This is a genomic window from Peribacillus sp. FSL E2-0218 (assembly GCF_037992945.1).
In the GTDB taxonomy this organism is placed as follows: Bacteria; Bacillota; Bacilli; order Bacillales; family DSM-1321; genus Peribacillus; species Peribacillus simplex_B.
This window is the reverse complement of the sequence record NZ_CP150304.1, coordinates 1,941,459-1,953,952: the sequence shown is the minus strand read 5'-3', so window position 1 is coordinate 1,953,952 and position 12,494 is coordinate 1,941,459. Positions and strand designations below refer to the sequence as shown.

Below are 12,494 nucleotides of genomic sequence, written 5' to 3'. Positions count from 1 at the left end.
CCTCCAATTGTTAGATATTGTCTAACAATTGGGGTGCAGTTCATTATTTGGGTCTTTTTTTTGTGCATCCTTTACAATTTACCCAACCGATAAGTTAGTTGCAGAATGGTCTTTTTCACTTCAACTACTAAACTAAAAAATATTTCCTAAATAAATCAGGTTACTCCCCTTTCCTCCCAATCTATTGAAGTCGTGTAATGACAAGGTGTGCTGAAACAGGTCTTGTTCCTCCAGCAAGAGGAGTGATGGTCAGTGCCGGGGAATTGCCAGCAGGATTTCTTACAGTCAGTATTGAATTAATGACTGAAGTATGAACTAGAGCCACTCCTACTATTTGAGAAGTACCGGTGGCTCGACCGACTACCGTATAGGGTAGATCAATACCATTGAGGGTTAAAATCAGTTGGCCCGGTTCGCTCACACTTACCTGAAAAAAGACCTGATAAATACCAATTGCAGACAAAGTAAATGAATCGACAGTAGCCCGTACAATACCACCCGAGCTAGTAGGACCATTTTGCGGAAAATCTACATCTTGACCTCCTCCAACAAAAATCTCCTTTTTAATCATTATATACGAACAAACATTCTTGCGTAAGGCAAAAAAAATCCTTCCCCGATTAAGTTCGGGCTAGATAAATGTTGATTTTTGAACAAATAAAAGAGAGACCACTTATTGTGGTCTCAGACTGTAGACAAACTCGATGAAAATCGAGTTTGTCTATTTTTATGGCCTGTACAATTTAGACGTTGATTTCCACTCCAGGCACTCGCTTTCCGCGGGCGGTCGGGGAGCCTCCTCGGCTTTGCCTGCGGGGTCTCCCCTAGACGCGCTTTTCCCGCAGGAGTCTCGAACACCCGCTCCAATCAACTTTGTCTTACCTTTTAGATAGAACACTTTTGACTGGAGTCATTTTTGTTTTAAAATTGAAGTATTAAAACTTGAGGTGATGAGGATGCTTTCTAAACATGATTCTATTCAGCGAGATCAACTTGAAATGATTACTTTAGATCAACTGGTGCCACCGAACCATTTGGTTCGTAAAATGGAGGCTGCCATTGACTTCACTTTCATTTATGACTTGGTGAAAGATATGTACTCAGAGGTAGGACGCCCAAGTATTGATCCAGTTATTTTAGTTAAACTGACTCTCATTCAATATACCTTCGGTATTCGTTCCATGCGTAAAACGATTGAAGAAGTTGAAACCAATATGGCTTACCGTTGGTTCTTAGGCTATGGTTTCCATGATAAAGTACCTCATTTCTCTACGTTCGGAAAAAATTATGAGCGACGCTTTAAAGATACAGACCTGTTTGAACAGATTTTCTGTCGCATTTTAATGACAGCTGCTAATAAAAAGTTAATAAGTGTAGAACACGTTTTCGTGGATTCCACACATGTGAAAGCCAGTGCGAATAAACGGAAATTTGAAAAGAAAATCGTTCGTAAAGAAACACGAGCGTATCAAGGACGTCTTCAAGAAGAAATCAATCAAGATCGTGAAAACCATGGAAAGAAGCCTTTTCCACCAGATAAATTTGATAAGGAAGAAACCAAAGCAATTAAAGAAAGTACTACGGATCCTGAGAGTGGCTACTATGTGAAAGATGAACGAACAAAACAGTTTGCCTATTCATTCCATGCGGCCGCAGACGGCAACGGTTTTGTATTGGGAACGATTGTAACACCTGGTAATACACATGACAGTCATATTTTGGAGCCACTTGTTGAGCAAGTGATTGAGAAAGTTGGAAAACCAGAAGCAGTTGCCGCAGATGCAGCTTATAAAACACCAGCGATTACAAGCTACCTATTTAACAAAGAAATCACACCTGCTTTACCCTATACACGTCCTCGTACAAAAGAAGGATTCTTTCGCAAACATGACTATGTTTACGATGAACACTTTGATTGTTACCTTTGCCCTTCGGGAGAAACTTTAAAGTACTCAACAACAAATAAAGAGGGCTATCGCGAGTACAAATCGCCCAAACAAATTTGTGCAACATGCTCATTTTTATCACGGTGTACGGAAAGCAAAGACCATCAAAAAGTAGTGACACGGCATATCTGGCAAGCATATGTGGAAGAAGCAGATCATCTGCGTCATCATCAAGAGGTAAAACCTATATATGCGAAACGCAAAGAAACGATTGAGCGTGTATTCGCAGATGCAAAAGAAAAGCATGGTATGCGTTGGACTACTTTAAGGGGACTTAAAAAATTGTCGATGCAGGCGATGCTTACTTTCGCTGCCATGAATGTAAAGAAGATGGCCACTTGGACATGGCAAGGTCCTAAAACGGCTTAACATAGTGGCTCGAAGAGCCCAAATCTCGTAACCTTTGGTCAAAATTTCAAAGGAATTTCAAAAGGGGTTCGGAATTTTTTAATTCCGAACCCCTTTTGTCTACAAACTGAAACCACTTATTGTGGTCTTCCTTTACGCCCTATGGAACTAAACCAGCTAATAGGAAGTCAATATTTTTCTCTGAAATTTTCATTTCCCTTATGATATACTATTTTTGTTCATGACAAATAACCCTCCAAAACCCTTTTGGAAGGATTTTTCTCTGTTTCACAAAATCGTTAATCAGGCTAAATCTAGGAATGCTTCTTTTCTCTTTAATAAAGCGTAAATCCAATGAAGCAACTTATTCATACAGGCAACGATTGACACTTTGGCTGGTTTTCCTTCTGATTTTTTCTTATCATAGAAGGCTTTAAGCTTTTTGTTCCTTGAACTTCTTATGCCACATAGTACGGCAAGATACAGAGAATGACGTAGTCTGCTCGAACCTCTTTTAGTAATACGATTAATGGTTGCCGTAAACTTACCCGATGAGTGAACACTTGGATCTACTCCAGCGAAGGCAACTAGTTTTTTCGGGTGATTAAACCGATCGATTTCACCAATCTCAGAGATAATCGTGGCTGCGATTTTTTCTCCGATACCGGGAATCGATTGGATGATCTTATATTCTTCCAGTTCATTTGCCAGGGCCACTATACGATCTTCCAACTCAGAGAGGTGTCCCTGGTAATGAAAAAGCAACTCAATATACATACGAAGATTGATTACGTGACTTTGATACACGTTTATTTGAAATGGATTTCGAGACGCGGAGTCCATTATTTTTTTTGCTTTTTCCCATGCCCATTGACCCGATCGGCTAGGACAGAACTCTATAACACTCTCTGCTAGTTTACTTTCTCCGGCTGCTAATACCGCCTCTGAAGTGGGATATTCCTTTAATATCAATAAGGAAACCCTTGAATATAGATCCCCAAAAACCTTCCGGTATTCAGGAAACACTTGATCTAAAATGGTGTGAAACTGAAGTTTAGCTTCCACATACATATTCGTTACGATTTCCTGTTGTCTGGACAAATTCCGAAGGTCTACTCACTGAATTCCTCTAATCTTATGAGGTTCTAAATCCTCTTTGTAATACAGCACACACAACTGATACGCATCGATAGCGTCTGTTTTTACCTTCCGTAAACTGGTTTTCTTTGCCTGATAAAAGATAATCGGATTTAGTAAGATATATAGAATCCCTTGTTCCTCCAAGTATTGAATAGCAGGAGTATGATAGTGCCCTGTAGATTCTAAAATGACCTTAGGCATCTGCCCTGTCACTTCTTCAACCTCCTTTAAAAAATCTATAAAATGATCTAACTCCTCTTTGATATGCTTCATCGAAAAGCTATTTCCATACGGTTTAGATTGATCTAAAAATGCCTGAACTTGGCTCTCTCCTTTTGCCACATCCAGACCAACAACTGGATTCATTGTTTTTTCCTCCTCTACTTACTAACCAGTACCCCTAGTCCTCTCCATGTAGTGTCATAGCTTCGCTTGTTATACGAGATCTGCGTCCCAACCAGCCTCAAACATGTTTCTACAAGTAGGGGTGGCTACTGATATAATAGATTCTATTAAAAAAGGTCAACCAGTAAAAACTGGCTAACCTTATAATACGAACGCACCCGTTAGTTCATTAAGAAAATCAACAACACCTTTAACAGAGCTAACCCCTACTTAATACAAGTAGGGGCCTTTAGTGTAGTTTGTTCAATGCTAAGACTAAGTCCATCAACTACTTATCCTCCATAAGGCAACGGTACCGTTGACACACGCTATATTTCGCTTTTTTTCTCTACCAGAAATTAAAATCTAGATAATTATGAAAACTATATATTTATTTCCTTTTAAGGAAATATAAACCATAATTTATTGAAATAATATTCAGGAGATGGATTTATGAAAAGATTAGGAATTAAAGCAACTTCTGGAATTCTCAGTGGAGTGTTATTATTGAGCACTGTGATTGTACCAATAGAAAGCGCTTTTGCTAGTTCAATTGTAAAAGTACAAGAAAATGATGATGTTCTTTTTACTGATGAAGAAATTCAATCGATGGAAGAATTCTTTATGAATTACGATGAAGATGAATTCTATAGAATTTTGGAAATTGCAGTAAATGAAACAAAATCTGAATTTATAGATCCAAGTGTTGCAGAAGAGATATTGAATAAAGAATCAAATGATGTTATTGTAATAGTTCCTTATGGAAAGGTGACTTTAACTGCTAAAGCTGGAGCAAAAGCGATTAAAGCAACAATGAGTAAAGTTGGTAAAACCGGCTGGAATAAAATGATAGGAAAAATAGAATCAATGACTGGAACACAGTTAGCTGTTCTTCATTGGGAATCTATTAATAAATTTTTAGACTTTGCTGTAAGCTCTGGTGGTACTATTGAAGATGCGTTGACAAGTTTTCTCGTTAAAAAAGGTCATTTTAATAAGACGGTTGCTACATATATCTCTAAAGCTTTTGTTTTAATAGTTTTTTAAATCTAGTAAAAAGTGATGTGTATTATGAGTAAAAAACAGCAAATTTGGCTAGCTATATTACTTATCCTTAGTTTAATTTATTTTATTGGTGGAATGATATCCGAAAACGACTCAGGTTACCCTTTATGGCACAGAACTCTTGGTTTATTAGGCTGTATTATTTGGGGAACGCTACTTTTTAGTGTCTGGAAAAGCAAGCAAAAAAAATAACATATAGACGGCATACCATTTAATGTGCCGTGCAGAGTGTAGATAAACCCCTTTTCCCAAAGATTCATTGGAGAAAAAGGGGTTTTTTTATCTTTTTATTAGACCATGAAAGAAGGACACAACATATTGTTGATAACTTTTTATAAAATTGCCAGCTGATATGCCGAGATCTTGATTGAGAGATTATAGATAATATAATCGTAAAATTATTTGGTATTCACTTCACCCGCAATTTTTGACCCACAACTGCATCATTCAGGTTGATCATCCGCCGCATGCCCGGATCAAAGACGAAAACTACACAAAAGACATTTTACAATGAATTGTGGGTAAAAAAAGGGGTGAAACCCCTCTCACTACTTTTCGTTGCTTTTTTACCCCACCAAAAAAACCCTCAACACCAGAGGTGCCAAGGGTTTGAATGATTAATACATGGACATATATTGTTCGCGTTCCCATGGGTGGACTTGCGTGCGGAACATGCTCTAACCTTTAATAGTCTATCAATCTCTCACCAAAACACCTTTTTATAAGGGTTCTTTGAAATTTTTTTATCACAATAAATCATTTCAACTCAATCATTATCGGGCATTACTCGGGTGATTTTCGGGCAGTTTTAGTATAGCCTTCACTTTTTTTAAAAAAAATTCAAAAAAGTACAGCGTGTATAAGTAGATCTACCAACACTCTTAAACCGCCTGCCTACTCTGGATTGGCAAACACTTGCTATATTTATTTTTTGTGGGAATTAGGCTCTACACAAATAGGTGTTTCATTACTATAAAATTTTCACTGGATAAATTTCAATACCTAACCTAAAATTAACAAAGAGCACAAACTACTCAATTCATCGGATGTAAAAGTAGATAATTTACACAAGGAAGATAGGTACTGAATAATCTAAGCGAACAGTGAGGTGCTACATTGAACATAAATATAAAGGTTTACTTACATTCAAAGGGGATTAACTTTTTACAAAGTGGCAGCTTCACTGTTCCTAATTCGGATTATAAGAAAGATCCAGACTGGACAGCAGCCATTGCCGCTTATGAATGGATTCAGCAGATTAAAATTAATTTTGCAGCTAGTGATGATTTTCGAATTGATAAAGTTATTTATAACGAGGATATTGATATTACGGAGGTGGTTAAGAAGGTTAAGCCCATAATTTAATATGGCCTATATTATGTTACTTGAAAAAGAAGGGAAATGAATTTCACAATGAATTGGAAAGAAGACGATAACTGGAAAATTGTTTTTCCTGAAAAAAAGATTTTCATTATGAAGCACCATAATTGGGCTTTTATTGCATGGGATATAGCCCGTGAAAAGGGATGGATTAAAGATAACTCTACTTTGTTTCATGTGGACCAGCACCTTGACGCAGCAATTGATGGAGCAACAGTTCCTGAGGTTTTAAATAAAAATGGATTAAAAGAATTATCAAAGATTACCCAAAATATATACTCGAATGGAAGTTATGTAGGAACTGATAATTTTATTTGGGCAGGATTTGCAAGAAAAACAATTCAAAATGTAATCTATGTATCACCTGAAGACCCAAATGATGATCTATTTGATACCGAACTTCAGTCTCTTTACCTTCAAGATCACCTTAGTCAAAAAAGGATAGAACAGTTTGCCGGTTACCATTGGAGATCAATGGAGACTTTTGAGTGTTCCCAAAAGGAAAAAATGAACGATATTTTCACTAAAGGTAACACCTTAATCTTAGATTTGGATCTGGATTTTTTCGCATTTAAGACTGAGACGGATTCAGGACATAATAGTTATATACTAAAGGATAAGGAGGAGATTCAAAGAAACTTACGAGTATTAAAGAGTATGTACGTTTGGGATGCGATTACAGTAGCGATTTCTCCAGAAGATTGGCACATTGGGGGCCCAGACAATGCAGAATTTGTTTTGAATTTATTCCTAGAGGAATTTGAGGTTGATCTTTCACAAGGTAGGGATTGGTCAACATTAGAAATGGAGTAAATAAAGTATTACATAGAAAAAGCCCATTCATAAAGAGTAGGCTTTTTTTAATCCACTACACTCACACCTATAATTTAATTAAATTGAATTTTTTCGAAGTTGCTACCTTTCCTCTGAATACTCATTCCTTTTGTAAAAAGATGTATGAACACACAATGCCCGTAAATTTCATGTGGATTTCCTTTATTGTGTAACGTAAAGTTAATTGGCAAATGAAATTCCATTGCATGAATGTTGTTTTCATAATCTTCAACCCGGTATTTTATCAAGGGTAGTTTTTTTATTTAGGAAATAATCAACCTCACCTATTTTCTTATTCAATGTTTTATGTCTGGCATAATTAATGCTGCTTGCCATTTAACGAGCCCTCTATCACGCATTATCGCCATCAGAAAAGTCCCACCTTTATATCCATTGTATACGGACTTACGTTCCTGTGTAAGACAAAAAAATGCCTATTAATGATTTTTTTCTTCTTCTACATTTTAATTGCTGTATAGTTTTCCTATTACGTGTATACATTTTCAAGAAATACTGAATAATCCATATTTATTACTATAAAAATCAAGAGTAAATGTTTAGTATGATTGTACTGCTTTTTCTAATGGAGGGAAAATGATGAAAAAATGGATAAGGAAAAATAAAAATAAAAAAAATTTACTTACCGATACTACAATGCTAGAAGTATACGTACCGTTTGCATTTGCATTTGTTCTTACATGCCCCTTCTTCGGCTGGATGTTAGTTTCAAAGAAAGGATATGATTTTCAATTATTAGGACCCTACGGAGATTTTTTAGGAGGTTCCACTGTACCTTTCCTAACATTTATTACGATTCTTTTATTAATTCGGACGGTTAGTATACAAAGTAATCAATTAGATGTTCAAAAAGACGAATTCAAATTGCTTAGAGACGAGCTTGAAAGCACAAAAGAAGCCTTACAGGAACAAGGCAAAACTGCTAGAATTCAGCGGTTTGAAAACTCCTTTTCAATTCAGATCGAAGAACTGAGAAAAGTGAAGATTGAAATAGAAAAGCCCTGGGACGATACAGATACTACAAATGGGCATAAATATATATCTCAAACTAACCAGCTACCATACAAGGAAATTATGGAATATATAAGCGAGAGGATTAATAACTGGACATTTGATGAAATGGCCTCTTCTTTAGCAGAAAAAGACTCTCCTGATTATTTTCATATGTACTGGAAAACATATAATAATGCTTACCTAAGTACTATATTGGAATCTGACAAGCTTAATTCAGACACTTTTAATAGATATTTTTTTATAATTGAACGTATCATTTTATTAATTTATCACAATAAAAATATAATGGATGAATGGGAAATGGAGTTTTATATAGAATCACTTTATGAGGAAATATCCACTCAAGGCTTTAATTTAGTCCTTTTTCACCTAGCTTACCATACTAAACAAAGGCAAAAAGTTAAGGAACTGGAATTAGTTCAATATGTTTATGCCCTTTCTAACAACTATGAGTTTATAAATACAGCATTTATTTTTCTATTAAATGGATCTGATGGTTGGTACAATAAAAAAGCAAGGGAATAAGCAAAAAGAGTAAATTTAATGTACAATGTATCGTGATATATGAATACAAAACGAACAAAAAGCCCCTCTCATATGATGAGAAGGGTTTTTTTCATCTTCTTTTCGCCAGAAATAAAATAAAGTTATGCAAAATTGAAGCATTTCTAATTGTAATCAACAAAGAGTTTAAAACAAGAGTGAACCAAATAATAAAAATAGATGCTAATGAAATATAAAGATATATATTATCTTTAAATATTTTAATGTCAAAAATTTTTAGTGCTATTGAGGCAATGATACTAATAATCAGAATAAACAATTGTAAAATTATCGCATAACTAAAATAGCTAGTTAAACTATTTAACAGTTCTCTTCCTTCTTGTTCGTTTGCATTTGCCCTACCTTGCCCACCCATTGCTTCAACAATTCCTAATGGATTACTTGAAGCTATTATTGCAACACTTGCAGTATTGAATCCAGCTAGAATTGACATCACCGAAATAATTACATCGTTTATTTCCTTCAAAACTATAAGCATATTTAGTCCACTGGCATGTAAAAAGTATACAGTCACACATGAAACAACAAAAGGTATTGTAAGATCAAACCTTATTTCCTCTTTTGAAGATAATTTAAAATAATTTTTAACTATTTTAAAAATATCATAGTTAACTGAGCGTCTGTTTTTGTTTACTTGGACCATTAAAGACAAACCTCCAATTAAATACCACGTCTTTTAACTCGGTCAATAATTCCACTTATTAATTCTTGAAAACTAATTATTCCATATTCATTAACATTAACTTGGACGGAGAAATCTTTTGGGTGATCTTCTATTTTTATGGCTTTATTTCTTCCTTTCCCTTCTGATCCTTCAACAACTATATTTTCATATTTGTCGATATCTTCTAGGTTTCTTAAAAATTGTTCCACCCTTCGCATACCACCACCGCGTTCTTTATTTACAATAGCGTATTCAATTAAATTTGCTCCATCCACACCTTCAGCCCCAGCCCGTATTGCATTCACTACTGGGCTGTTAGTATCTTCGTTTATTTTTATTTGCATTGTTGCTTTTTTTATTCTTATTAGTTTATTAATTTCTTCAAAAAATGATTCTGCATACACTGTTTTAATTAAGAATAAATTCCTTGGTGTAATCATTAAAGGCTGAATTTGTTTATTTAATTGATTTATATCCTTTTCAAACAAGTCCAAAAAGTTTCCTAGATATTTGTCAATAGCATTTTTTGTTACTAATCGTTTCCCATCGGCTTGTAAAAATAGTCTGCCTGTAGCTCTTTCGATAACAAAATAAATGTTATGCTCATCGCCTTCATCCATTGTTTTATCACTTGGACGTTTTTGAAATGTTCTCCTATGAACTAAGTTAGCAACCTCACCATATCTAGCTGCAGTAAAATTACCCTCGAAGAAATCAGCATCATCACTTATTTTAAAATTTTCTAATGTCATTACCTTATCGCCGGTATCTAATATACGATCTTGTAAAGGTAATGCTATTATAGTATTAATAAAGGATATTAAATGATCTTGATCAAACCTTTCATCATCGTATGTTTGATTAATAATATCCAATTTTGGCGTTGAAAACTTATAAATATAAACCTTTACCCATTTCATAAAAATTTCCTCCCTATGAAGGAATCCCAAAAAAGAAACATCGTTATAGACTTATTTGTATAAAATATTTATAATTAGAGTAGTTGATTTAACGGCATGTTTGGGAAACCTGCGTGTCTTTTTTTTATGCTTATATTTTATCACTCCTTAGTAAAAAATTGTCTATTTTCACAGAATTTTGTTATATCCCTTTTGGTAAAACAGTTTTGACCACGTTACTGATCCCGATACTCCATCTTGTTTAATTCTCTTTGCATGTTGAAATTCTTTCACTGCCGCTTCAGTACCACGTCCAAAAATCCCATCAATTCCATTAGTGTTATAGCCATGAATATAAAGCGTCACTTGGAGTATATATACTATATTTCCTTTGACTCCTTTTTTGACAGTGACGATAGCTGCTCTTGTCTTAGGCCCCCATGTTCCATCCACAACTAATTTCTTATTGAATTGCTTATTAAGCTCTATTTGCAAAGCTTTGATAAGCGCGGACTTAGTTTTAGTACCCGCAATACCGTCCACAATGAGATTACATCCATATCGGCTATTTAGTGTTTTCTGAATGGAAACGATCGTGCTATCACCTTTGCCTTTAGGAGAATTCTTACTTATCTCAGAGGCTACTTCTTTTTTAGGTGAGTCAGTAACGACAACTTCTGAACCTGACTTGAATTTCAAGGTTAGATTCGGTTTTTTGCCTGCCTGCAGCTGTGTAAAGGACAAGCCACCTGTCATTTCTAAATGTGGATAATCCTTAAAGCCTGTCCAATCTCCTCCCCATTTGAACCCAAGTTCTTTTCCAATGGCAGCCACACGTCTCCATTTTGCATTTACCGTCCACAAAGCTGTTTTTCCGTCATCACTCACAAGGAAATAATCAATAGCATATCCATAATTGTGAATAGATTGTCCAGGTTTCGCTTGTGTCACTTTTGGCTTAGCCAAATTGCTATAATTTTTACCATTATAGCTATAAAGACGGCTTTGTCCGTATAACGCAGCTTGTTCTTCCATTGAGCGATAACCTGAACTTATTTGGACGTAAATTCCTTCCATATTGGCTCTTCTAATCATCTCAAGTGCAGAGGCCTTTACAATAGAATTAATATTTACTCCCATTTTCTTTTCTGATTTATCCAGTAAGGTTTGTAATGTTACTTTCATTTCCATCGTCTCCTTTTAAAATATATTTATAATAAAAGCCACCCGATGGGCAGCTCATTTTAATCCTTGATTTTTCAAAACCCCTTCTTGTTCCTTGGCTTTTTTGGTTAGGAGATATTGATTTTTGTAAACGCCATACAAAGCAAAACCTAGGGGAACTATCGCTGTAAGGAAATTAATGAACGAATTAATGGTATTTTCATTGAACCACTCAACCTGAAAGCCCAGTGATTGAAAAAATAAAAGCAGTGCACCCAGTGCACCGCCTATCATCGCTATATATTGTTTTGTTTTATCCAATTTAGACCTCTCCTTTTTTTTCAATTTTATCGATGCGCTTATGCGCCTGTTTGGTGCTTTCATCAATTCGAATAACCGTTCCTGACAAATTAGTCCAACGTTGATCACTCGCTTTAAGATCAATCCGAATCGAATCCACCGATTGGCCAATATGGTCTAACTTTGTAGTGATACTTGCTGTTTCAGCAGCATCACTTTTGACATCCTTATCTCGATTTCTACTAAACGTGAAGAAGCCGATAATAAGTCCGGTAACCGTACATAATAGACCTATGCCTGTAACTAAAAACCCGATTCCTATTTCCATGCTTACACCTCCATTTGCAAATAAAAAAACGAATAAATTAATAAGTTGTTTTTTCCGGGCTAATAGTTCCTCATTTAACTGTGAGCCTCCCTATCACAGCACCCCGCTTATTATTCCATTTCCTCATCCACAGTTGCCCTCTCCCGATCCTCACGTATTTTATCAATCACCTTAAAAAGATCAATTAAACGATATTCATTTAATGGCTTGCCAACGGTAAACATATCATCGGTACTCATCAGCAGATCGTAATATTCATGTTCAATGATGTGCAGCTCGCTGACCACCGGTTGTTCCTCCATATCTTTAAACACGACCTTACAAACGACCATTCTATTGGTCTTGTTCTCGTTAATCTCTTCCACTTCTTCCGTTACAGCGCGTATTGTTAACTGAATTTCCTTTGTCACCACAAAACTCTTATCTACAAATCTCATGGCCTGTCC

The 12,494-nt window shown here is 35.5% G+C and carries 13 protein-coding genes and 1 pseudogene; 6 read left to right on the top strand and 8 right to left on the bottom strand.

The window, feature by feature from the left end; all coding sequences use genetic code 11:
- Positions 1-181 precede the first annotated feature (181 nt).
- Positions 182-571, bottom strand: a complete 390-nt coding sequence (locus MHI53_RS09450) for a hypothetical protein (protein ID WP_061142381.1) — start codon at positions 569-571, stop codon at positions 182-184.
- A gap of 385 nt (positions 572-956) precedes the next feature.
- Between MHI53_RS09450 and MHI53_RS09445 the strand changes: the two genes are divergently transcribed.
- On the top strand, positions 957-2,315 hold the full coding sequence (locus MHI53_RS09445) for an IS1182 family transposase (RefSeq protein WP_340373314.1): 1,359 nt from the start codon (positions 957-959) through the stop codon (positions 2,313-2,315).
- A 282-nt stretch (positions 2,316-2,597) separates the two neighbouring features.
- Here MHI53_RS09445 and MHI53_RS09440 read toward each other — a convergent pair.
- A pseudogene (locus MHI53_RS09440) lies at positions 2,598-3,800 on the bottom strand (IS110 family transposase).
- Between the two features lie 471 nt (positions 3,801-4,271).
- On the opposite strand from MHI53_RS09440, the gene MHI53_RS09435 reads away from it, so the two are divergent.
- The 5 genes from MHI53_RS09435 to MHI53_RS09415 all read left to right on the top strand — a co-directional run bounded on the left by MHI53_RS09435 (position 4,272) and on the right by MHI53_RS09415 (position 8,654).
- Positions 4,272-4,865 (top strand): hypothetical protein, encoded by a 594-nt coding sequence (locus MHI53_RS09435; RefSeq protein ID WP_061142352.1) that lies wholly within the window; start codon positions 4,272-4,274, stop codon positions 4,863-4,865.
- 24 nt (positions 4,866-4,889) lie between these two features.
- Positions 4,890-5,075, top strand: a complete 186-nt coding sequence (locus tag MHI53_RS09430) for a hypothetical protein (protein ID WP_061142353.1) — start codon at positions 4,890-4,892, stop codon at positions 5,073-5,075.
- A gap of 924 nt (positions 5,076-5,999) precedes the next feature.
- Positions 6,000-6,248: a hypothetical protein gene (locus MHI53_RS09425; protein WP_340373313.1), complete on the top strand. Its 249-nt coding sequence runs from the start codon at positions 6,000-6,002 to the stop codon at positions 6,246-6,248.
- 48 nt (positions 6,249-6,296) lie between these two features.
- Positions 6,297-7,076 (top strand): UPF0489 family protein, encoded by a 780-nt coding sequence (locus tag MHI53_RS09420; protein ID WP_340373312.1) that lies wholly within the window; start codon positions 6,297-6,299, stop codon positions 7,074-7,076.
- Between the two features lie 618 nt (positions 7,077-7,694).
- Positions 7,695-8,654: a hypothetical protein gene (locus MHI53_RS09415; protein ID WP_340373311.1), complete on the top strand. Its 960-nt coding sequence runs from the start codon at positions 7,695-7,697 to the stop codon at positions 8,652-8,654.
- Positions 8,655-8,745: 91 nt separating this feature from the next.
- On the opposite strand, the gene MHI53_RS09410 is transcribed toward MHI53_RS09415, so the two are convergent.
- The 6 genes from MHI53_RS09410 to MHI53_RS09385 all read right to left on the bottom strand — a co-directional run bounded on the left by MHI53_RS09410 (position 8,746) and on the right by MHI53_RS09385 (position 12,485).
- Positions 8,746-9,336: a hypothetical protein gene (locus tag MHI53_RS09410; protein ID WP_340373310.1), complete on the bottom strand. Its 591-nt coding sequence runs from the start codon at positions 9,334-9,336 to the stop codon at positions 8,746-8,748.
- A 17-nt stretch (positions 9,337-9,353) separates the two neighbouring features.
- Positions 9,354-10,277 carry a hypothetical protein gene (locus tag MHI53_RS09405; RefSeq protein WP_340373309.1) on the bottom strand — a complete coding sequence of 308 codons (924 nt, stop codon included), beginning with the start codon at positions 10,275-10,277 and terminating at the stop codon, positions 9,354-9,356.
- A 168-nt stretch (positions 10,278-10,445) separates the two neighbouring features.
- A complete protein-coding gene (locus MHI53_RS09400) occupies positions 10,446-11,441 on the bottom strand; it encodes a peptidoglycan-binding protein (RefSeq protein WP_340373308.1) in 996 nt (331 codons plus the stop codon).
- 54 nt (positions 11,442-11,495) lie between these two features.
- On the bottom strand, positions 11,496-11,741 hold the full coding sequence (locus MHI53_RS09395) for a phage holin (protein WP_340373307.1): 246 nt from the start codon (positions 11,739-11,741) through the stop codon (positions 11,496-11,498).
- Position 11,742: 1 nt separating this feature from the next.
- Complete coding sequence (locus tag MHI53_RS09390; RefSeq protein ID WP_340373306.1) at positions 11,743-12,048, bottom strand: hypothetical protein; 306 nt, start codon at positions 12,046-12,048, stop codon at positions 11,743-11,745.
- A 110-nt stretch (positions 12,049-12,158) separates the two neighbouring features.
- On the bottom strand, positions 12,159-12,485 hold the full coding sequence (locus tag MHI53_RS09385) for a hypothetical protein (protein WP_340373305.1): 327 nt from the start codon (positions 12,483-12,485) through the stop codon (positions 12,159-12,161).
- Positions 12,486-12,494 lie beyond the last annotated feature (9 nt).

Bases quoted from the DNA above. Each gene is read 5' to 3' on its own strand.
- MHI53_RS09415 (WP_340373311.1), top strand. From the start codon at position 7,695: ATGAAAAAATGGATAAGGAAAAATAAAAATAAAAAAAATTTACTTACC.
- MHI53_RS09445 (WP_340373314.1), top strand. From the start codon at position 957: ATGCTTTCTAAACATGATTCTATTCAGCGAGATCAACTTGAAATGATT.
- MHI53_RS09450 (WP_061142381.1), bottom strand. From the start codon at position 571: ATGATTAAAAAGGAGATTTTTGTTGGAGGAGGTCAAGATGTAGATTTT.
- MHI53_RS09410 (WP_340373310.1), bottom strand. From the start codon at position 9,336: ATGGTCCAAGTAAACAAAAACAGACGCTCAGTTAACTATGATATTTTT.
- MHI53_RS09430 (WP_061142353.1), top strand. From the start codon at position 4,890: ATGAGTAAAAAACAGCAAATTTGGCTAGCTATATTACTTATCCTTAGT.
- MHI53_RS09420 (WP_340373312.1), top strand. From the start codon at position 6,297: ATGAATTGGAAAGAAGACGATAACTGGAAAATTGTTTTTCCTGAAAAA.
- MHI53_RS09400 (WP_340373308.1), bottom strand. From the start codon at position 11,441: ATGAAAGTAACATTACAAACCTTACTGGATAAATCAGAAAAGAAAATG.
- MHI53_RS09390 (WP_340373306.1), bottom strand. From the start codon at position 12,048: ATGGAAATAGGAATCGGGTTTTTAGTTACAGGCATAGGTCTATTATGT.
- MHI53_RS09385 (WP_340373305.1), bottom strand. From the start codon at position 12,485: ATGAGATTTGTAGATAAGAGTTTTGTGGTGACAAAGGAAATTCAGTTA.
- MHI53_RS09405 (WP_340373309.1), bottom strand. From the start codon at position 10,277: ATGAAATGGGTAAAGGTTTATATTTATAAGTTTTCAACGCCAAAATTG.
- MHI53_RS09435 (WP_061142352.1), top strand. From the start codon at position 4,272: ATGAAAAGATTAGGAATTAAAGCAACTTCTGGAATTCTCAGTGGAGTG.